Source organism: Filifactor sp. (assembly GCF_057248345.1).
This window is the reverse complement of record NZ_DBHIIC010000012.1, coordinates 1-19,527: the sequence shown is the minus strand read 5'-3', so window position 1 is coordinate 19,527 and position 19,527 is coordinate 1. Positions and strand designations below refer to the sequence as shown.

The 19,527-nt window shown below is 33.2% G+C and carries 19 protein-coding genes and 1 other annotated feature; of the genes, 2 read left to right on the top strand and 17 right to left on the bottom strand.

All coding sequences use genetic code 11. The features are described 5' to 3' along the window. Nucleotides 1-2: 2 nt before the first annotated feature. The 12 genes from ACO5GE_RS03785 to ACO5GE_RS03730 all read right to left on the bottom strand — a co-directional run bounded on the left by ACO5GE_RS03785 (nucleotide 3) and on the right by ACO5GE_RS03730 (nucleotide 12,194). On the bottom strand, nucleotides 3-1,286 hold the full coding sequence (locus ACO5GE_RS03785; protein WP_484829601.1) for an O-acetylhomoserine aminocarboxypropyltransferase/cysteine synthase family protein: 1,284 nt from the start codon (nucleotides 1,284-1,286) through the stop codon (nucleotides 3-5). Between the two features lie 137 nt (nucleotides 1,287-1,423). Further along, nucleotides 1,424-1,662 (bottom strand) — a binding site (T-box leader). Between the two features lie 499 nt (nucleotides 1,663-2,161). After that, nucleotides 2,162-2,755, bottom strand: a complete 594-nt coding sequence (locus tag ACO5GE_RS03780) for a GrpB family protein (protein WP_484829600.1) — start codon at nucleotides 2,753-2,755, stop codon at nucleotides 2,162-2,164. A 187-nt stretch (nucleotides 2,756-2,942) separates the two neighbouring features. Continuing rightward, entirely contained in the window at nucleotides 2,943-3,404 is a 462-nt protein-coding gene (locus ACO5GE_RS03775; RefSeq protein ID WP_484829599.1) for a flavodoxin, read from the bottom strand. Between the two features lie 405 nt (nucleotides 3,405-3,809). Continuing rightward, the gene (locus ACO5GE_RS03770) at nucleotides 3,810-4,166 is read right to left on the bottom strand and encodes a TM2 domain-containing protein (protein ID WP_484829598.1); all 357 of its coding nucleotides are present in this window, start codon (nucleotides 4,164-4,166) and stop codon (nucleotides 3,810-3,812) included. A gap of 804 nt (nucleotides 4,167-4,970) precedes the next feature. Beyond that, nucleotides 4,971-5,384, bottom strand: a complete 414-nt coding sequence (locus ACO5GE_RS03765) for a DUF3021 domain-containing protein (RefSeq protein WP_484829597.1) — start codon at nucleotides 5,382-5,384, stop codon at nucleotides 4,971-4,973. 118 nt (nucleotides 5,385-5,502) lie between these two features. Further along, complete coding sequence (locus ACO5GE_RS03760) at nucleotides 5,503-5,943, bottom strand: LytTR family DNA-binding domain-containing protein (RefSeq protein WP_484829596.1); 441 nt, start codon at nucleotides 5,941-5,943, stop codon at nucleotides 5,503-5,505. Between the two features lie 327 nt (nucleotides 5,944-6,270). Continuing rightward, the gene (locus tag ACO5GE_RS03755) at nucleotides 6,271-7,239 is read right to left on the bottom strand and encodes a C-terminal binding protein (protein WP_484829595.1); all 969 of its coding nucleotides are present in this window, start codon (nucleotides 7,237-7,239) and stop codon (nucleotides 6,271-6,273) included. 17 nt (nucleotides 7,240-7,256) lie between these two features. After that, on the bottom strand, nucleotides 7,257-8,531 hold the full coding sequence (locus ACO5GE_RS03750; RefSeq protein WP_484829594.1) for a TRAP transporter large permease: 1,275 nt from the start codon (nucleotides 8,529-8,531) through the stop codon (nucleotides 7,257-7,259). Further along, the gene (locus ACO5GE_RS03745; RefSeq protein ID WP_484829593.1) at nucleotides 8,531-9,010 is read right to left on the bottom strand and encodes a TRAP transporter small permease; all 480 of its coding nucleotides are present in this window, start codon (nucleotides 9,008-9,010) and stop codon (nucleotides 8,531-8,533) included. The genes ACO5GE_RS03750 and ACO5GE_RS03745 overlap by 1 nt, the downstream gene beginning before the upstream one ends. 61 nt (nucleotides 9,011-9,071) lie before the next feature. Beyond that, complete coding sequence (locus tag ACO5GE_RS03740; protein WP_484829592.1) at nucleotides 9,072-10,088, bottom strand: DctP family TRAP transporter solute-binding subunit; 1,017 nt, start codon at nucleotides 10,086-10,088, stop codon at nucleotides 9,072-9,074. A 36-nt stretch (nucleotides 10,089-10,124) separates the two neighbouring features. Continuing rightward, a complete protein-coding gene (locus ACO5GE_RS03735) occupies nucleotides 10,125-11,321 on the bottom strand; it encodes a pyridoxal phosphate-dependent aminotransferase (RefSeq protein WP_484829591.1) in 1,197 nt (398 codons plus the stop codon). A gap of 213 nt (nucleotides 11,322-11,534) precedes the next feature. Next, complete coding sequence (locus tag ACO5GE_RS03730) at nucleotides 11,535-12,194, bottom strand: GntR family transcriptional regulator (protein WP_484829590.1); 660 nt, start codon at nucleotides 12,192-12,194, stop codon at nucleotides 11,535-11,537. A 165-nt stretch (nucleotides 12,195-12,359) separates the two neighbouring features. On the opposite strand from ACO5GE_RS03730, the gene mnmL reads away from it, so the two are divergent. Then, nucleotides 12,360-13,289 (top strand): tRNA modification radical SAM protein MnmL/YtqA, encoded by a 930-nt coding sequence (mnmL, locus tag ACO5GE_RS03725; protein WP_484829589.1) that lies wholly within the window; start codon nucleotides 12,360-12,362, stop codon nucleotides 13,287-13,289. A gap of 305 nt (nucleotides 13,290-13,594) precedes the next feature. On the opposite strand, the gene ACO5GE_RS03720 is transcribed toward mnmL, so the two are convergent. The 3 genes from ACO5GE_RS03720 to ACO5GE_RS03710 form a co-directional block, all read right to left on the bottom strand. Further along, the gene (locus ACO5GE_RS03720; RefSeq protein ID WP_484829588.1) at nucleotides 13,595-14,017 is read right to left on the bottom strand and encodes a hypothetical protein; all 423 of its coding nucleotides are present in this window, start codon (nucleotides 14,015-14,017) and stop codon (nucleotides 13,595-13,597) included. 181 nt (nucleotides 14,018-14,198) lie between these two features. Then, a complete protein-coding gene (locus tag ACO5GE_RS03715) occupies nucleotides 14,199-14,732 on the bottom strand; it encodes a hypothetical protein (protein ID WP_484829587.1) in 534 nt (177 codons plus the stop codon). A gap of 182 nt (nucleotides 14,733-14,914) precedes the next feature. Beyond that, nucleotides 14,915-16,219: a DUF6630 family protein gene (locus ACO5GE_RS03710; RefSeq protein WP_484829586.1), complete on the bottom strand. Its 1,305-nt coding sequence runs from the start codon at nucleotides 16,217-16,219 to the stop codon at nucleotides 14,915-14,917. A 390-nt stretch (nucleotides 16,220-16,609) separates the two neighbouring features. Here ACO5GE_RS03710 and ACO5GE_RS03705 point away from each other — a divergent pair, with 390 nt between their 5' ends. Then, nucleotides 16,610-18,331, top strand: coding sequence for a phospho-sugar mutase (locus ACO5GE_RS03705; RefSeq protein WP_484829585.1), 1,722 nt, complete (start codon nucleotides 16,610-16,612; stop codon nucleotides 18,329-18,331). 155 nt (nucleotides 18,332-18,486) lie between these two features. Here the strand turns inward: ACO5GE_RS03705 and ACO5GE_RS03700 are convergent, their stop codons facing one another. After that, on the bottom strand, nucleotides 18,487-18,930 hold the full coding sequence (locus tag ACO5GE_RS03700; protein WP_484829584.1) for a hypothetical protein: 444 nt from the start codon (nucleotides 18,928-18,930) through the stop codon (nucleotides 18,487-18,489). Nucleotides 18,931-18,980: 50 nt separating this feature from the next. Further along, on the bottom strand, nucleotides 18,981-19,370 hold the full coding sequence (locus ACO5GE_RS03695) for a hypothetical protein (protein ID WP_484829583.1): 390 nt from the start codon (nucleotides 19,368-19,370) through the stop codon (nucleotides 18,981-18,983). Nucleotides 19,371-19,527 lie beyond the last annotated feature (157 nt).

Genomic DNA, 19,527 nt, shown 5'->3' with positions numbered 1-19,527 from the left:
TCCTATACCAATGCTAAGGCTTGATCTAAATCAAGAATAATATCTTCTACATCCTCAATTCCTACTGAGAAACGAACCATATTTTCCTCAATTCCTGCTCCTAACTGTTGTTCTTTTGATAATTGTCTGTGTGTCATACTTGCCGGATGCAAGATATGAGTTCTTAAATCTCCAACATGGACTACCAAGGAAGCTAATGTAAGAGAATCGATGAATCTCTTAGTATCTTCCACATCACCTTTTACTCCAAAGCTGATAACTCCGCTTCCACCTTTTTTCAAGTATTTTTTACTCAATTCATAAGATTTGGAGCTTTCAAGCAACGGATAGTTTACCCAGTCTATTTTTTCGTGATTTTCCAAGAATTTTGCAACTTTCAATGCATTTTCAGAATGTCGCTCCATTCTAAGTGCCAATGTCTCTGCTCCCAAATTAGTTAAAAATGCGTTGAACGGGCTCATTGTCGTTCCGAAATCTCTCATGAACACTACTCTTGCCTTGATAATGAATGCCAGATTTCCAAATGTTTCTGTATAGCTGAGTCCATGGTAATTAGGGTCTTTTTCTGTTAAATGTGGGAATTTGCCGTTTGTCCAATCAAATTTTCCGGAATCTACAATAAGTCCTCCAACACTTGTTGCATGTCCATCAAGATATTTTGTTGTAGAGTGAATCACAACATCCGCTCCAAAATCGAACGGTCTGCAAAGATGTGGAGTTGCAAACGTATTATCTACAAATAACGGAAGATTATTTGCATGTGCAATCTCTGCGATTCTTTCGATATCTAACACGTCTACTTTAGGATTTCCGATTGTTTCGGAAAAAATCAATTTTGTATTATCTTGAATTGCCGCTTCTATTTCTTCCTTAGATGCATTCAAAGGTACGAATGTTGTCTCGATTCCAATCTTTTTCAAAGTAGAAGATAACAATGTGTATGTTCCTCCATACAAATTGTTCATTGCTACGAGGTGCTCCCCATGATTACAAATTGTAAGGATGGATAATAGAGTTGCAGCCTGTCCGGAAGAAGTCGCTAATGCTCCTACTCCACCTTCTAAAGCTGCAATCTTCTCTTCCAACACTCCTACTGTAGGATTGGAGATACGACTATACATATGCCCTGCTTTTTTCAAATCAAACAAATCAGCCACTTCATCAGCACTGTCATACTGATATGTTGTAGATTGTACCAAAGGAGTGATTCTCGGTTCACCGTTCTTTGGTTCATACCCTGCTTGTACACATAATGTTTCAATACTTTTACTCTTAAATCTTGCCATTATAATTCCTCCTGTTCATAAATAACCAATTTCATAAATTTTTCTTCAAACATACTCTTTTTTGTAACTTAGAAAATTTCGAATTCTACTGAATTTACATTCCAATAAAAAAACTCTCATCCTGTTATAGAAAACTATAAAAGGACGAGAGTAATATCCCGTGTTACCACCTTTTTTTATCATTATCTCACGATAATGACCTCGACAGGTACAATCATACCTTGGTGCTATAACGGGCACTCCCGTTCGAATCTAATGCAATGCCCTCAATCCGACTCAGGTAAAGACCATCTTCAACTTGCTTTCCATTGTTCTTTTTCACCAAACAAGAACTCTCTGTAAACTTACTCCCAAGCATACTCTTCTTTACATAAGATTATATTTGAATTTGTTTTTTAGTATTCTACCAAGTTATTTTTTATCTGTCAATCACTTTTTTCATTTTTTTCAAAAAATTGTGTATGTTCATAAAACTTCTCTGCATTAAAACACACTCTTTTTCCCTTTCAACTATTGCAAACTGAAGTACCCTATCGATATAGTGTAATAGAATAGAACAATTAAAAGAACAAAAGAATTAAAAAAATGACCTAATGTATCTAAAATTTTTTTCTCCCACTTTTCTAAATACATCCCACATATAACCACTTTTTTCATAATTAAAATAAATTTTTCCCTTGACATCTTAATTAGTATGTGTTATCCTTACAGTAGAACCCAACTTGGTCACCCCCGCCGGCAATTGTAGCCTCAGGACTTGGAACCAACTTAGGTTCTTTTTTTATTTTCATAACGATATTTCATTAAAATACCCTCCTTATTGATTGTACAATAAAGAGCGTATGATCATTTTGATTTTCTGATTCTCAAATTTATCATATTCCATTCGATAAATCGTTTGTTCCATATCGACCTCTATATTCAGACTTTGCTAAATCAGTATATTTTTTGATAAAATCTGTTTTCGCATCGGTATATCCATCTCGATTATGCTCAAATTTTTTCCAAAGAGATAATTTTAATGTTTCATATTCTTTGGCTATTTCCTCATGCTCATTCAGATAGTCTCGAAAATATAGTTCATCATAATCCCCGATAATTCTAATATGGAGATGAAATACTTTTTCTGCAAAACCTTGTTCTGTATATCCTTTATTGAGTACGATTCTATTTTCAGTCTGATGCATACATAACCATCCGCTGTTGACGAGAATTTCCTTAACAACATCCAAATCTGACCTGTCATTTACTTCAACCAATATATCCACAATATTTTTTGAATATATTTCTAAAATTGCAGTGCTACCGATATGGGAGAGTCTTTTAATCCTTTCGGTCGGTACTATGGATAGAATAGTATTTCTTTCTTCTTCATACCATTTTTTCCACAACGGATTATGTTCCACCAAAAAAATCGGAAACAGTTGCCAAAGTTCTTCTAAGCTCATTTCTTCTAACTTTTTACCCAAACTTACTTCCTCCGATTCTAATTTCTATCTTGAAATAGTTATTAACAGTGTAGCATACTGTACTGTTTATGTTCTTTCTGTACGGTAAATCTTGCTTTTTTGCGTATAACTACTTCCTTACCAATTTTTTATAATTTCATTTTACATTCTATCATCAAATCATTCCATTCCATCTGCTAGAAAAATGTTACAAATTTCTGTCCAACCAATTTTTTAGCTCATCGAAATTGTAGTCTCCTTTTAATGCTATCCCATCTTTAATAATAGAATGTTTGCATTCTCTTTTATAATCTTCCATCATGTTCCCAAAACCACCTCCTCCATGCGTACAAAATGGAATAATGGTCTTGTTGCTCAAATCAACCGTTCGTAAAAACGACAAAATAGGAGGAGCAAATGTCTTAAGCCAGTTAGGCGAGCCAATAAAAATGACCTTCGAATCTCCCATGCTTTCTGTTCCTTCCATCAGAGGAGGACAGTATCCTCTTTCTATTTCTTTCCTTACTTCTTTTATCGCAGTATGATAGGAAAATGAATAGGGCTTTTGCGGTTTCAGCTCTCTCAAGTCGCCATCTGTAATCAATGCAATATCTTCTGCTAATCTTCTTGTAATTCCTGAATAGGAATAATATACCACCAAAGGTTTCAATTCATATCCCTCCCTTACTCCTTCTTGGTAAAATTAGGATACCATATTTCAAGGTTATTGGATATTCAACTTTTGTTTTTTTTCACAGTATTTGTCTTATGTTTTTTATCATCCCTATTCAAACAAATGCTTCTTTACCAGTTTTTATACTTAATTTGTTCTATTCTAACGATTCCTACCTATATTCGGTTTCTAACGCTCTCTTCTTATGAATCCCTATCTCAAAATTTACTATGTCTCATAAAGTTCCCAATAAAAAATACCTAAGAGTTATCTTAGATATTTTTCACTACTTTTATTCCCACTCAATCGGATTTCATCTACCGATTCCATGTTCTTTATCTCTCACATACAAAAACTTTGCAACCATCAATAAAAAACGAATAAATTTGATTACTTTTCACATTATAGAAGTCGTACATGATGTTTTAGTTGGAAATTCTCATCATTTGAACAAAGATATACAATACCTTCTATAAAGCCAACAATAGACGGAATTCCGGTCCAACAGAACAAGATATAAATAATTCCCATTCCAATCTTACCCAAATAGAATTTGTGAAGACCGATTCCACCTAAAAAAATTCCAAGTAATCCAGCTACAAGCTTATTCTTAATAGGCCATGAAGGATTGATTCCTGTCACATATATCCGTTGTGTTTGTTGAGATTGTTGGCCTCCTAACGGTTCCCCACAAAATCTACATTCTCTCGTTCCTACCTCATTAGAGGCTCCACATTGTGAACAAAAATTTCCTGCCATAATTATCTCCTCCTTAAATTTATCTACTATCCATTTCATATACCGGCAATATACCGGGACAGATACTAAACACCAAACAATATACTACTTGTTGATACAACACAAACACTATATAATATCAAATAAATCATATCAGTATCTGTAACTGACAACTGTAGACTAGTGTATTCAATGTCGATATCTTACAAGAACATATTGAAATATAGATGTTGCTCTCAAACATCCGTGCAAACATAGTATATATTCTTATGCATCTATGTTCAAAGTTCATAGAATAAATAGAAAATCATCGCACAGTCATTTCACAGAAATCTGTATACTGTAAAAAATTATATCATGATGATATACCACTTTCAATCACTTTCTTCCACGCCTAAAAGATAAAAAAGGATTCTATATCTTTTCGATACCCTTCTAGCTTTGATAAAGAGTTTATAAAACTAACAAAACAAAAAATCCTACTTTCAGGTGATTTGAATCGATAATACTCCAAACCATATCCCCAAAAAAGGATTTTTTGTTTTCTATCTCACTATGACTCACTTTCTTAATGTTGTTTCATCATCTTTAACAATTGTCATAACAATCCATTAAAATAAAATGACTGTATCTACCTTTCAGATTGATTAACCTTTTGCTACTTCTTTAGACAGTTTCTTAAATTCGCCATCCTAAAAAAGATGCTTCTTCATTTTTTAGAACAACCATTTCAATATACAATATATTCTTCCTTAACTTCATTATGACAACAAATAGATTGTCCCAATATCACTTATTACCATATCACAAGTTTAGAATCTGTGCTTATCGTTGTGATTTTTTCTCCAATGCATTATTGATTTCACTCACTTTTCGTTTTCCAATTTGATAACACACTGCATAAATCACAATATAGATTGCTGTAAATACTACAAAAAACGGACTGATATTTCCCATCCAATTGGCCCACTTTCCTACTGCACAAACTGTAATCAATATCACAAAATAATGTAATATTGTCTTTTTCAACAAAGAACCTTCTTCTTCCATTTGAAATAAATTACTGGAAAATGATGATACCACCCCTATAATAATGGATGCAATATAAGAACGAAATATCATTACACTGCTCAAAGATTCATATTTTGTTGCAAAATATGCTAAAAATGTACTGTTAACAGATAATCCTATTCCAATTCCTACTAAGATTGACAAAATATTTTGTTTTAATGTTTTCATAATACTCTCCCTTTCTTGAGTAACATAAATAGCATTTCTATTTGCTACTCTATTATTTTTAAATTATTTTCCTTTTTTACGTTCCATGTTTACAAAGTATTTCACTAACCTGAATCAATTACAATCCAAGAGCTTTTTTGATGTCCTTCAAATAAGATCGAGAAGTATATTCCACATCTCCACTTTTCAGGTACATTTTCATTTTTCCGTTAAATTCCATTTCCAATGATTGGATTTCTTCCACATTGACCAAGACAGACTTTGAAATGCGAACAAAGTTTTTCAGTTTCTCCTCCAACTCATAGAGACGTTCTTTAGATTCAAACGTTCCCTGTCTTGTATCAACATAAACCGCTCCATTTTGGGAATAGATTTTTTCAATCTCACTCTTTTCCAAAAAATAAAATTTTTCTTCCTGTTCTACCACAATTTTATCAAATCCTTTTTCAGTATTTTGTAATAGTTCCATCAATTTCTTGACTTCTTCATTGTATTCCTTTGCTTCAATTTGAATTGTGATATCTTCTGTTTTCGGATTGAGAGAAAAGTGAATGTTCATATTATCTCCTCTTTTCTATTTCTATTTTCTTCTACAAATATGTTGTATCCACATGTGACAAATTTGTTATGGTTACTATAACATATTTTGAATCAGTTAGTGTGATTTCTCTGCCATTCGTCGGTTTTAGATGATAAGATGTCATTTTCGAGCGATAAGATGCACTCTATACTCAAGTATTACAACCTAAAATACCTATTTCTATAAAACAATTTTTTGAACTTGACAAGTCAATGTTAGATACATAGTAGTTCTCATCATTCTACAAATAAAAAAGCTATCCTTCTTATGATAAGAAGAATAGCCCTTCTGAAAAAGACATTGAAACTAGTATTTAACTTTATTTACAATCTGTGCTTTATCATAATTTTTTTCAAGAAAATGTTTAATGTTAGTAGCAGTTTCAATTCTACCATCTCTAGTAGACTGCCGGGAATAGAATGCTATGTGAGGTGTCGCAATTACATTCTTATGGTTAATCAAAGGGTTTGAAACAACATCAGGGTTTTCATCATGAACCACGTCTAATATAGCCATACTAACTTTTCCATTATCCAATGCCTCTATTAAGTCGTTTTCCTGTACAATATTACCCCTTGATGAATTAATAAATACAGCAGAATCTTTTATTAAGTCGAAATACTCCTTGTTAATAGAGTTTTCTGTACTTTTATTAGAAGGAAGATGACAACTGATATAATCTGCTTCCTTAAATATCTGTTCCTTATCAACCAGTTTTACATGATACTTTGAAGCAACTTCTTCGCTTACAAAAGGATCATAGGCAATCAATTTACAACCATAAGGCTTACATCTTTCTGCAACGAGTTTAGGTATATTTCCAAAACCCAAAAATCCAACAACTTGTTCTTCCAATCTTTGAATTTCAGGAAATATCGTAAAATCCCATTTTTTATCTTCAATCACAGATTTATTAAATTGTATTATTTTTCTATTCGATAGTAAAATTGCAGACATTACATAGTCAGCGACTTCTTTTACACAATATTTTGTATTGTGGCTGACAGCTATATTTTTTTCTGTTGCATATGCCAAATCTACTGAATTAAATCCTATCGATTTAAAAGCAATCATTTTTAAATGAGTAAGCGCTTCTATCACATTTCTGTTAATATTCTCATAAATACATATAATAACATCTGCATCTTTTGCATTTTCAATAATCTCTTTTTCAGTATAGCTTGGTCTTTCAACGACTTCTGCTATTCCTTCTAATACTGATTGTTCTAATTGAACACCTTCTTGATATGGAAATAATCTGACAACTTTATACATTTCATTCTCCTCTCAAATTATTTTTGCACTAATGTCATTGATATCGCAGGAATAAATGTTACTAACAATAACACAATAACCATCGATACAATCAGAGGTAAAATTCTTTTTGAAATTCTTTCTATGGATACACCGCTTATTCCGGATGCAACAAATAAATTCGCACCATACGGAGGAGTTACAAATCCAATAGATAATGCAACTGTCATGATAACTCCAAAATGTACTACGCTAATTCCGGATTGAACTGCAATAGGTAAAAAGATTGGTGCTAATATAATACAAGACGAAATATTATCAATAAAACAACCTACAATAAGTAAGAACAATAATATTAACAACATAATCACAGTTGAGTTGTCTGTTAAAGAAAGCATAGAAGTAGCAATTTTTACAGGGATTTGTTCCATTGTTAAGTATGCGGCAAATGATGATGATAATCCTACCATAAAAGAAGTAGCCCCATTAATTGTAGCAGTATCTTTAAGAGCAGTGTAAATATCCTTTAATTCCAATTCTTTATAAACAAATCTACCGACAATGACAGCATATACAACTCCAATAATTGCTGCTTCAGTTGGTGTTGCGATACTTTTATATATACTTCCTAATATGATAACAGGCATCAATAATGCCCAAAAAGATCTTCGGAATCTTTTAAAAACTTCAGAAATAGAGAATTTCTTTCCATCACCTTTCCAACCATATTTCTTTGCTATCAAACAACTTGTAATAATTAAAGATAGTCCAATTAAAATTCCAGGAATGATTCCTGCAATAAATAAATCTGTAATTGAGCCTCCTACTGCTACAGCATAAATGACAAACGGAATGCTCGGAGGAATAATAACACCGATGGACCCTGAAGCACTTGTTAGTGCAGCAGCAAAAGCAGGATCATACCCTTCGTCTTCCATTGCTGGTATCATAAATGTACCTATAGCTGAAACTGTCGCAGGACCTGAACCGGAGATTGCAGCAAAAAACATACTTGTAAGAATGGTAACTACCGATAATCCACCCGTAAAAAAACCAACTAAGCTGTCAGCAAAATCTAACAACCTTTTAGAAATACCACTATGTTCCATTAAATTTCCAGCAAGTATAAAGAATGGAATTGCCATAAGAGGAAAGGAATCCAATGCAGCAAAGGCATTTTGTGAAATAGTAACAAGTGGAACATTAGACATCGTTGCCATAACAATTAGTGTCGCCATACCTAACGCGATACCAATCGGAACTGATATTGTTATTAGTATAGCCAAAAGTAAAAATAGAATTATTACATTCATTATCCAACATCCTTTCCTTTCAGTAAATCTACTATTTTTTGAATCAATCTTATTGACATCAAACCACATCCTACCGGTACGGAGGAATACGGAATAAACATCGGAATTTGCATTGCAGAGGATTTTTGTCCCGTCTTCAATATACTTAACGTAAGATTAAAGGAAGAATTTGTTATCCAAAGTGAAAATATAAGCCAAACAAGCAAGGAGAGCAAAATAATATATCTGGCGATTTTCTCCGAAACTAAATTTGTAAGTATTTCTGCCTTTAAATGTCTTGACTGTTTTGTTGCATAACTTGCACCAACCCAAATCATCCACAGAAAAAGGTATCTTGCCAACTCTTCACTCCACATGATCGAATTTTTAAAGACATATCGCAACACGACCTGTATAAATAGAAGAATTACAGAAATAGAAATGATTCCTACCAAAAAGACTTCTTCTATTTTTTCGTCTAAAATTTTTATTATTTTCATATCGAACCTCCCAATGATTTAATACTTTGGGTAGAATATTCTACCCAAAGTATCAAATGAGTTATTCTTCAATTAAGTCTAAATAAGTTGTACCTTTTGTATTTTTATAATCTTCCAAAACAGGTTTTATTGCATCTTTAAATCTTTGTAATTCATCATCTGTAATATCATTGATAACTACGCCTTCATCCAACATCTTCTGAGTATTGATTCCTTCATCTACAGCGAGTGCTTCTCTTTGAGCCTTAATAGTATCTATCGCAGCAGTCTTTACTACTTCTTGCAAATCAGAAGGAAGACTTTCATAAAAATTCTTGTTGATAAGATAAGGGCAAGTCAAGTAAGTATGGGATGTTTTTGATAGATACTTTTGAACTTCGTAAATCTTATTGGAGTATGCAATGTTAATAGGTAATTCTGCACCATCTACAGTTTTTTGTTGTAATGCTGTAAAAAGTTCATTGAAAGAAATTGGAGTAGGATTAGCTCCCATATTTTTGAATCCTGCAACTTGCATAGGGCCTTCCATTGTTCTAATTTTAAGTCCCTTCATATCTTCTATTTTTTCAATTGGTCTCACATTGTTGATAACATGTCTGAGTCCATTTTCCCCAAATCCAAAATTGATAATTCCTTTTGTTTTTAAGTGTTCACTTAACGCTTGTCCAAATGGACCGTCAAAGTTTTTCAAAGCTTGTTCTTTAGAATCGAACAAATATAAAATATCTAGAACTTCCCAATCTTCATCAAATGCAGTTACAACCGTACTTGCAGGTACTGTCATTTCTAAAGATCCAATCTGTACACTTTCTACAGCCTTTCTATCTCCACCAAGTTGAGCATTAGGATATATTTCAACTGTGATTCTTCCGTTAGATTTCTCTTCAACTTCTTTTTTAAATACTTCTTCTAAAGTAATATGTGTTTGATGAGTTGTAGGCAATACATGCGCAACTCTAATCAGATATTTCTCATTACCTGTATCACCTGCATCAGTATTTCCGGATCCGGAGTTACAAGCTACCAAGCTCACACAAAGCAAACAAGCCATTATTAAATACAAACATTTCTTTTTCATTTGTTATCCTCCTTCATACTCAAACCTTACCGTCGTTTACAATATTCTACCTGGATAATTCAGCAAAGCCTTCTGTAATATTTCCATACCTCGTTTTAAAACTTCTTCTTTCACAACATATGCAATTCTCACTTCTTGCGTTCCCAAACCTTGTGTTGCGTAAAATCCCTCAATTGGAGAAAGCATTACCACTTCACCGTTATCATCGAATTCTTCAAGCATCCAAATTAAAAATTTTTCAGCACTATCCACTGGTAATTTAGCGGATAAATAAAATGCTCCCTCAGGTTTTTTACAAACAACACCCTCCATTTCAGAAATACAATCAAAAGCAATATCTCTTCTTCTTTGATATTCTTTATTGATATCATTTAACAAAGAACTTGGTGTCTTATAGAGTTCTATCGCTCCTATTTGATCAAGTGTTGGTGGACAAATTCTAGCTTGACACAACTTTGTTATATTTTTCAAAAAATCTTCATTTTTAGAAGCAATGTTTCCAATTCTTGCTCCGCAAGCACTGTACCTTTTTGAAACACTGTCAACTATAATCACACAATCTGAAGCTTCCGGAAAATGTGCAAAACTATGAAATGTCAGATCGTCATAAACAAACTCTCTGTAGACTTCATCAGCAATAATAAACAAATCATGTTTCAACGCTACATCAATAATGGTCTTCATCTCTTCCGGTGTATACACAACACCTGTCGGATTATTAGGGTTATTTACTAAAATAGCCTTAGTTCTACCATCTATTACGGATGAAATCGTATCAGCATCAGGTATACGATATCCATCTTCTGCATGTGTTGTTATTGCTTTGATTTCTAAATTCAATTCTTTTGTCATCACATTATAATCTGTGTAAAATGGCTCGAAAACGATGATATTGTCTCCATAATCACAAGTACTCATCAAAGAAAACAAAAGTGCTTCACTTCCTGCAACCGTTACAAATATTTCATCCGGAGAAAAATCAATCCCCTTTTCTTTGTAATAATTGCTCATAGCCTTTTTTAATTCCGGGTTCCCATTATTCTCACCATACGCTAATACATCAGAGTCAAAGGATTTAACAGCTTGAAAAAATCCTTTCGGTGTTTCAATATCCGGTTGACCAATATACAAAGCAATTATTTTTTTACCATTGTCTTTCGCTTTATTGATGTAGGGTGTCAACTTTCTCGTACCGGAATAAGGCATATCATAAATTCTACTCGACAGTCTCATAATCACGCTCCTTATGTATTTTTATAATAGAACATCAACCATACAAAAGAACTAGTTCTTACAATCATTTTATCACTAATTTATTTTTTGTAAACTGTTATTTATGTATACATATTGTGTGATAGAAAACATTTTTTGTATATATTGTAAATACTTGTATTCATAATAATAGTAAAAAAACAAATAAAAAAAAACTCCATTTTAGGAGTTTTTTCATATTTTATTTGCTATCAAAAGTAGAATATTTCCATTGATATTCTTAAGATGATCTTTCATTTTAGCTTCTGCTAGAATGATATCTCTTGCCTTTAACATATTTAAAATAATTTCATGTTCTGAAACTGCATAATCTTTTCTTTTCTCAAACCCACACAAATAGTTATATCTTGCAAACAGATTATAATATTTCATCAAATCTTTTTCTAAAAAATTATTTTTCGATGTTTTTACCAAAAGCCAATGAAATTCTCTATCTAAATCTGTAAATATCTTTGGGTTATATTCTTTTTGAAAAATTAATTGTTTTTGTTTTGCAATATTTTCTTCTAAAAGAGCAATATCTGAATCTGCCCAATTTAATGTTGCCAGTTTGACGGAAAGTAGTTCCAAATGCTCTCTCATCGTAAAAATTTTTGCATAAGTATCTAAAGATACCGGAGTTACAAGGTTCCCTTTGTTAAATTCAAGAAGAAGATCATTTCTTAGTTCTCTCATTGCTTCTCGTATCGGTGTTCTACTGATATTAAACTCTTTTGCAATATTCTCTTCTTTCAGATATGTTGAAGGTTCATATTCCAATTTAATAATTCTATATTTTAAAATCTCATACAATTGATGAGATATATTCTTGGTTGGATTACTTTGCCTACTCATAGTTACCCCTCTTAAACAAATACAATATAAAAAATGATACATAAAATATAAATTATTATACATAATTAGATGATGATTATCAACAGCAATTCATTCAATTCTTCTATAGCATATTTAGTATAGATTCGTTATAATAAACTATCTTATTTTAATTGGGAGAAAATTATGTATCTGAATCACAAAACCTACTACACTTTAAATCAAGCACTCAAGGAAGAATTTGGAGAAAAAATCATCAAACTTTCTATTGATGGTGGTTTTACTTGTCCAAACAGAGATGGCACCATTGCAAAAAGAGGTTGCCTGTTCTGTTCCGAGAAAGGTTCGGGAGATTTTACCTCATGCGCAGACAGTATTACCGAACAGATGAACCAACAAGTTTCCCTTCTATCCAACAAATGGAACAACGCAAAGTATATTGCATACTTTCAAAGTTTTACAAATACTTATGCCGACGTGAACGAACTGAAGAAAAAATATGATGAGGCACTGTCTTTTCCAAACGTTGTCGGACTTGCCATTGCAACAAGACCTGATTGCCTCTCTAAAGAAGTGTTGGACTTATTGGAATCTTATTCCAACCAAACTTTTTTGTGGATAGAACTCGGACTGCAAACCATTCATGAAAAAAGTGCTGTCTTGCTTCGGAGAGGGTATCCTCTTTCCATATTTGATGATGCAATCAAACATCTTCACGAAAGAAATATTCGTACGGTTGTCCACATGATTCTCAATATACCGAACGAAACACAACAACAAATGAGAGAAACTGCTGTCTATCTTTCAAAGAAAAAAATTTGGGGACTGAAAATACACATGCTCTATATCTCTTCAGATAGTGATTTGGGCAGACTTTATCAACAAAATCCATTTCCAGTCTTCTCAAGAGAAGATTATATTGATTCTGTAGTAGATATTTTATGTCGAATCTCTCCGAACATAGTGATTCATCGTCTGACCGGCGATGGAGATAAGGCAACACTCATAGCTCCTCATTGGATTCGAGATAAACGATCTGTCTTAAACGGAATTGACAAAAAAATGCGCAAGGAAACATTATTGCAAGGAATGTGGGAACATGAGATTCTATCATAAAATTTTTTGGCATGAACAAACTCCCTAGCATTGTCAAATTACTTTTACTATTCTACTAAAAAGAACCATTTAATTTAATTTTATTTTAGAAGATAAAAAATAAAAGAGGGAAGCCGTTTCCTATTTTAGTTTTAAAGTAAAAGCAAGTAATTTACAGAACTTGATTGTAAACCTCAAACTTGTTGTTCGCTCAAAACAACTTCCAACTCTTTTGTTATTTCAGTTATCGTCAAGACTTTGTCAATCCGTCATGAAATCTTTATCTTCTCTAACGAATCGGAAAGAGATAATTATATAGCTGTTTTCTAATCCCACAACCCTTTATGAATTTTTACACCGTACTTCTTTGTCTCTTTCTGTAAATTATCCACCATTAACTCCGTTTTTTTACTTTTTCCAAAGAATATAGCAGTTGCTCTTCCATGTTTTTTTTCAATCTGAAGAAAATATCTTGTTCCTCCACCCTTTCTACCACGTAAAGTGTTGGTTGTAATCATTCTTATCTCCTTTAAAGGAATGACTCTTTTTCCAAAAAAAATAGCATTGTGAATATAAAGATTTCCGTTTCTAATATGATAAGGTGCAAAAAAACTTCCACCACTTTGCCACGCAGCAAACAATCTGCGAAGGCATAACAGTGTCACCACTCCTATCAAGGAAATACTTACATGCCTAAAAAATGGCTCCTCCCACATCCATTCCAATCCTATCAAATAATACCGAAACATCTTCTCATCCTCTTTCCTCAACATCTTTATCATTGAATATAACATATTTTTCTATTCTATATTCCATAAATACCTGAGCTATAACAATTTTGTCAAATTCCATACTGTACCTCGAAACAGGAATATTCCTGTATCTTAATACATAACTCTGTTTCATAGACTCATTTTCTACGAAAACAGTTTACTCAACTCTCCGTTTTCCGACAACAGCTTTGATTTCTTCACACAAGAATGCCAGCTCTTCTATATCCAATAGACTTCCTGTTCCAAAAAGATTCCCGGAAGTTGAGCCTTGAATGGTTTTGTATGCCTTAGGTCTTACTCTAAAAGATATTTTTTCATCATCAATGTAGAAATCTGCTCTCAAAGACTTTACTGACATCCTTGAGTTATCCTTTGTATGACAATCAGAAATCTGACCTTGCATCATTTCATTTCCATTCTCGAAAATCTTTATCTTTGTTCCATCAAGCTCCACTCTATAATGTTTCACCAAGGTTTCCTTTATTTTTTGAAACAATATATTAGCGATAGCAAGTAACGCAAAAATGAATAAAAGCAGTAATACCGGATGCGCTTTCAATGTTTTTTCCAGTCCACTGTAAAACATCCCTAACTGAAATAACAGTATAGAAAATCCAAATATCGTAACAAAACTCATCCCCATTATTGTATCATTTTTTGATGTCAATGCTGTGAATTCATACTTTTTCATATCCATACTCCCACATTCTGTTCTCAAAGATGAATTTCTCATATCTTCAACAAAAAATTGATTCTGACTTTGTAATTAACAAAGTTTTTTTACACATTCTTTGTTGTATGTTTCTCTTTCATCTACTACCTATACGATAAATCGGTTTGAATCAATGCCACTGTGAAATATTCTTGTTTGCTTTACATATTTTTTGCAAAATCAAATCTCTGCCCTACCTGTTTGCCTAAATCGGAAAGTTGTGTTAATACTTCTGTTCGGCACACAAACAAAACATAACTGTCACTATCTATGTCCATTCCACCTACACAAAAGCCTGTATCCATCCATTTTTCATCCAATACCGCGCACCAGGTAGGTATATCTTCATCCTCATTGAACCAATCTTCTTCTATCTGTAAATGATGCCGACTTGCCAAATTTTTCATTTCATACAAGAAATCTCCAATATCAGTCTTCCAATCCAATTCAATTGCTTCATAACCGGATAACATCTCATCTACCATTCCAATCCATATAATGGTACTATCTTCTTGATTTCCCTCAATGCAGCGTTCTTCATAAAAGTCGGCTTTCTCTTTGTAATACTGTTGAGGAGCTTGCAAACAAGATTCTATGTTAGAGCGAACTTCTGTATTCTCTGTCAACAGTGCACCCATTTTTCGATATAGCTCAACATCAGCCTTCGTTCTCAAATCCAACACCACTTCCCACTCCTTCACATCAAATTCAGTACTGTTATCTATTACCTTTCTAAAAATGGACATTGTTTCTTCTTGAGTAAGTCCGTCTTTTCCATAAATCATACTATCGTTCTTCTTCTTCTCTCTTATCGTTCCAACCTCAAAATGAAAATGATTGGAATCTTTATCCTGACAAACTTGGACAAAGTTGCACAAACAACCTACAGTCTGTATTCTAATCGGTTTAGGTGGTGTGAGAATGATGAAATCAATATCCCCTTTTTGAATTGATTCAAGATTTTGTTTCAACTCTTTTTCTGTAAATCCAACCTGTTCTGTTCCATCAACATCCAATACCCAATCCGAACAATCGAAATCCCTCTTTTGTTCTTTTTTTGTCGAAGGACCGAAATAGATTTCAGAACGAGAACCGTTGACTTTCATGTTATCTTTCAACTTTTCAACTTGATGTTTCATATATCGGTTTTTAAATAACATGGTTGCAAAAAACGGTACAATCATCAATGGAAGTACCATCAATCCACCGACAATCGCTACCCCTCTATATTGATTTCTTGTATGAAGACCTTTAGACATTTTATTTAGAATATCAGCCATATAATAAAAAAGCTGACCGTCCGTTAACTTATATAATAAAAATCGTTCTATGATATATATCACAAAAAATATCACAACCATTCCAATAGCAGTTTTATGACATATCTCCATCTTTTTTTCCAAACTGATTGATTCACTGTCAGGTATCTTCTTAAACCATTTCTCAGCCCGTTCTTCTTTTGTCATCCTATTCGTCCTCCTTGAATTATTACTTTATTTATTATATATTGTACCATAAATTTAAAATACAGTCCTTGCCTTGTGATAAATTTCAAATTTCAACATCCAATCTTTCGAATTTCAAACTTCTAAATTTCATCTCTATGACAAAAATTTCTTATTCCATTTTCAATGAACCCTATCTGTTCAACAAATACAATCTTTCTTCCTAAGATATTCTAATCTTTCAAAAAATTATTCTCCTGTCTATTTGAAATCATAGACTCCTTATTGTAAAATACAAGATAAGCACAATAACAAAAGAATTTTGTTTACAGGCTCTTTGACAACGATTGGTACTAAAAATAAGAATTTGATACCGGAAATAGAATTTACTACCAAAGAAAGGACTTTGATATGGACTACTTACAACGATACCAACAATGGATTAACGATACTGCAATTGATGATAAGACTAAGGAAGAACTTCTTGCACTACAAGGAAATGATGACGAATTAAAAGACCGTTTTTATCAAGAGTTAGCATTTGGAACAGCAGGACTTCGTGGAAAATTAGGTGCCGGCAGCAACAGAATGAACTCTTACATCGTTGCAAGGGCAACACACGCATTTGCTAAAGTAATCTCTTCTTACGGAGAAGAGTTCAAACAACGAGGCGTTGCCATTTCACATGACTGTCGCATCAAATCAGATGAATTTGCCAAAATTGCCGCATGTACCTTTGCTGCACACAATATACCGGTCTACCTTTACGAAAGTTTAAGAAGTACACCTCAACTTTCATTTACGGTAAGACATCTCCACTGTGCCGCAGGAATCAATATCACTGCCAGTCACAACCCGAAAGACTACAACGGATATAAGGTGTACTGGGATGAAGGTTCTCAAATCAAGGACGATATTGCAAATCAAATTGTGCAAGAAATCGAAAAGATAACATCATTCTCTGAAATTCCAACTTACTCTTTTGAACAAGCATTACAAGAAAGACGAATTCAATGGATTGGAGAACCGATAGACACCATCTACTTAGAAAAGGTAAAATCTCTTTCTTTGCGTGATGAAGAAATCGACAAGAACATCTCTATCGTATTCACTCCGTTAAACGGTGCCGGAAGTATTCCGGTTCAAAGAGTATTTCGTGAGAGAGGATTCCAAACTGTCCATATTGTAAAAGAACAGGAACAACCTGACGGAACCTTCCCGACTATAGAATATCCGAATCCCGAAGACCTTCGTGCATTTGAATATTCTCTTGCGCTTGCAAAAAAAGTAAACGGAGAACTTTTGATTGCAACCGATCCCGACTCTGATCGACTTGCCGTAATGTGTTATCACAACGGTGAATATCACGCTTTAACCGGAAATCAGACAGGTGCTCTCTTAATCGAATATCTTTTTTCTTCTATGAAAGAAAAAAATCTACTTTCAAACAACGGTATTATGGTCAAAACGATTGTAACAGGAGAAATGGGAGCAACCATTGCGAAATATTACGGTGTAGAAGTTATAAATGTTCTCACCGGATTCAAAAACATCTCTGCAATCAGTAACCAATACGAAAAAACGAAAGAAAAACAAGTGTTATTCGGATATGAAGAAAGTATCGGATACAATGCCGGAACTTTTGTAAGAGATAAGGACGCCGTATCCTCCGCAATGCTAATAGCAGAAGCTGCCGCTTATTACAAAACAAAAGGAATGACATTGATTGATGTGTTGCAACAATTGTTCCAAACACATGGATACTTTGCAGAAGATACTATTTCTCTAATTCGAGAAGGAATTCGTGGACAGGAAGAAATCAAATCCATCATGCTCTCCTATCGAACAGATTATCCAAAAACAATCGGCTCCCTCTCTTTGGTTACCTACCTTGATTATGCAATCTCAGAATCTGTTGATATCAAAACAGAAACGGTATCCAAGGTTGACATTGAACCAACGAATGCCATCAAATTTCTATTTGAAGACGAATCTTGGTATGCACTTCGTCCATCAGGTACCGAACCGAAACTGAAAATCTACTTTGGAATCAAAGCAAAATCACAAGAAGAAGCTGATCAAAAACTGGCACTATTTAAGCAAACTGTTCTGTCATTGATTGAAAAAGAATAAACTTTCTATTCCTACTTCTTGAAATAGAATAAAACTTCTAAAAAAAGATTGTTCCTATTTTCACATAGGAACAATCTTTTTTTATTAACTTTCCCACCACATCAGTCGTAGTTGGTGAAAATCATACTCTTTTTTACGAATTAAAACAATGAGCTCTATATTTCTTCTAACTTAAACTCCTCTTCTTTCTTATCAAATGTAAGTGCATATTCTTTGTTTGGATCAAGATGAAGATTTATTGTAGTCGGACCCCAAGTAGTCGTAACAGTTTTGTGCAATACTCCCGGTCTTGTATAAGAATATGTAACTCTTAAACCAATATCTCCCGGCATTGCATAAATGACATATGATGTCTTATCTGTAAATATCGCAGCTTCTCCACTTACAACTTCTGCCAATAACTGTTTGCTTGTAATGAGATTAGTACCTGATGAAAGAGACACCTTTACAGCTCCCTTATGTTCATCTAACCACTTCTCCTTTGCCTTTTTATTCATCTTCATATAGAAAAGGGAATATATAATTGCAAAAACAACCATCCCCAAAAATATATAAGGGAACATTCCCATTGAACGTAACGAATCTAACACCGCTTGCATCTCTAACTCCTCCTCATAACATCCTAAATTTTCTATGAATTTTAAAAACTTTATTCAAACCCTAAATCATATAGCAATTGCTGATATTTTCGATAACCAAGTAATGATAAATCAAAAGTTTCTTGTACCCCATCTTCATCTGTTATCTTCAAGATAAATGAATCAAAATCTCTGCTTTCTGATCTTAGATTGATCTTATCAATCTCATAATGATATTCTTTTTTTCCAAGATAGATTTCTAAATCATTACCCTCTACAACTACTTTCAGTTTCATATCTCTGATTACATTTACCAAAGCTATCAGTGATACAACACTTGCCCCGATAATTGCTACTTTCGTTCCAAAGAAGTATCCTAGTACAAAAAATAAAAAAATGAATAAAAATATAACTGCAACACAATTCCAAATGGCAGCTATAGGACTTCTCTTATATACCAAGTCTTCACCTCCCTCACTATGCAATCTGAATCACATACAAATATATATATACATATTCTCTTAAGTTTTATCATAAAAACACTTCCGTTTCAAGAAAAAAATATTGGTTAATTGTAAAATGAAAATGAACTAAAAAAATTCCATAGAAAATCACATT

What these genes read in the sequence shown, in the direction of transcription:
- ACO5GE_RS03750 (WP_484829594.1), bottom strand. Translation starts at nt 8,531, where the DNA reads ATGAATGTAATAATTCTATTTTTACTTTTGGCTATACTAATAACAATA.
- ACO5GE_RS03765 (WP_484829597.1), bottom strand. Translation starts at nt 5,384, where the DNA reads ATGAAAACATTAAAACAAAATATTTTGTCAATCTTAGTAGGAATTGGA.
- ACO5GE_RS03705 (WP_484829585.1), top strand. Translation starts at nt 16,610, where the DNA reads ATGGACTACTTACAACGATACCAACAATGGATTAACGATACTGCAATT.
- ACO5GE_RS03710 (WP_484829586.1), bottom strand. Translation starts at nt 16,219, where the DNA reads ATGACAAAAGAAGAACGGGCTGAGAAATGGTTTAAGAAGATACCTGAC.
- ACO5GE_RS03760 (WP_484829596.1), bottom strand. Translation starts at nt 5,943, where the DNA reads ATGAACATTCACTTTTCTCTCAATCCGAAAACAGAAGATATCACAATT.
- ACO5GE_RS03770 (WP_484829598.1), bottom strand. Translation starts at nt 4,166, where the DNA reads ATGGCAGGAAATTTTTGTTCACAATGTGGAGCCTCTAATGAGGTAGGA.
- ACO5GE_RS03740 (WP_484829592.1), bottom strand. Translation starts at nt 10,088, where the DNA reads ATGAAAAAGAAATGTTTGTATTTAATAATGGCTTGTTTGCTTTGTGTG.
- ACO5GE_RS03785 (WP_484829601.1), bottom strand. Translation starts at nt 1,286, where the DNA reads ATGGCAAGATTTAAGAGTAAAAGTATTGAAACATTATGTGTACAAGCA.
- ACO5GE_RS03735 (WP_484829591.1), bottom strand. Translation starts at nt 11,321, where the DNA reads ATGAGACTGTCGAGTAGAATTTATGATATGCCTTATTCCGGTACGAGA.
- ACO5GE_RS03700 (WP_484829584.1), bottom strand. Translation starts at nt 18,930, where the DNA reads ATGCAAGCGGTGTTAGATTCGTTACGTTCAATGGGAATGTTCCCTTAT.
- ACO5GE_RS03720 (WP_484829588.1), bottom strand. Translation starts at nt 14,017, where the DNA reads ATGTTTCGGTATTATTTGATAGGATTGGAATGGATGTGGGAGGAGCCA.
- ACO5GE_RS03745 (WP_484829593.1), bottom strand. Translation starts at nt 9,010, where the DNA reads ATGAAAATAATAAAAATTTTAGACGAAAAAATAGAAGAAGTCTTTTTG.
- ACO5GE_RS03730 (WP_484829590.1), bottom strand. Translation starts at nt 12,194, where the DNA reads ATGAGTAGGCAAAGTAATCCAACCAAGAATATATCTCATCAATTGTAT.
- ACO5GE_RS03755 (WP_484829595.1), bottom strand. Translation starts at nt 7,239, where the DNA reads ATGTATAAAGTTGTCAGATTATTTCCATATCAAGAAGGTGTTCAATTA.
- mnmL (WP_484829589.1), top strand. Translation starts at nt 12,360, where the DNA reads ATGTATCTGAATCACAAAACCTACTACACTTTAAATCAAGCACTCAAG.
- ACO5GE_RS03715 (WP_484829587.1), bottom strand. Translation starts at nt 14,732, where the DNA reads ATGAAAAAGTATGAATTCACAGCATTGACATCAAAAAATGATACAATA.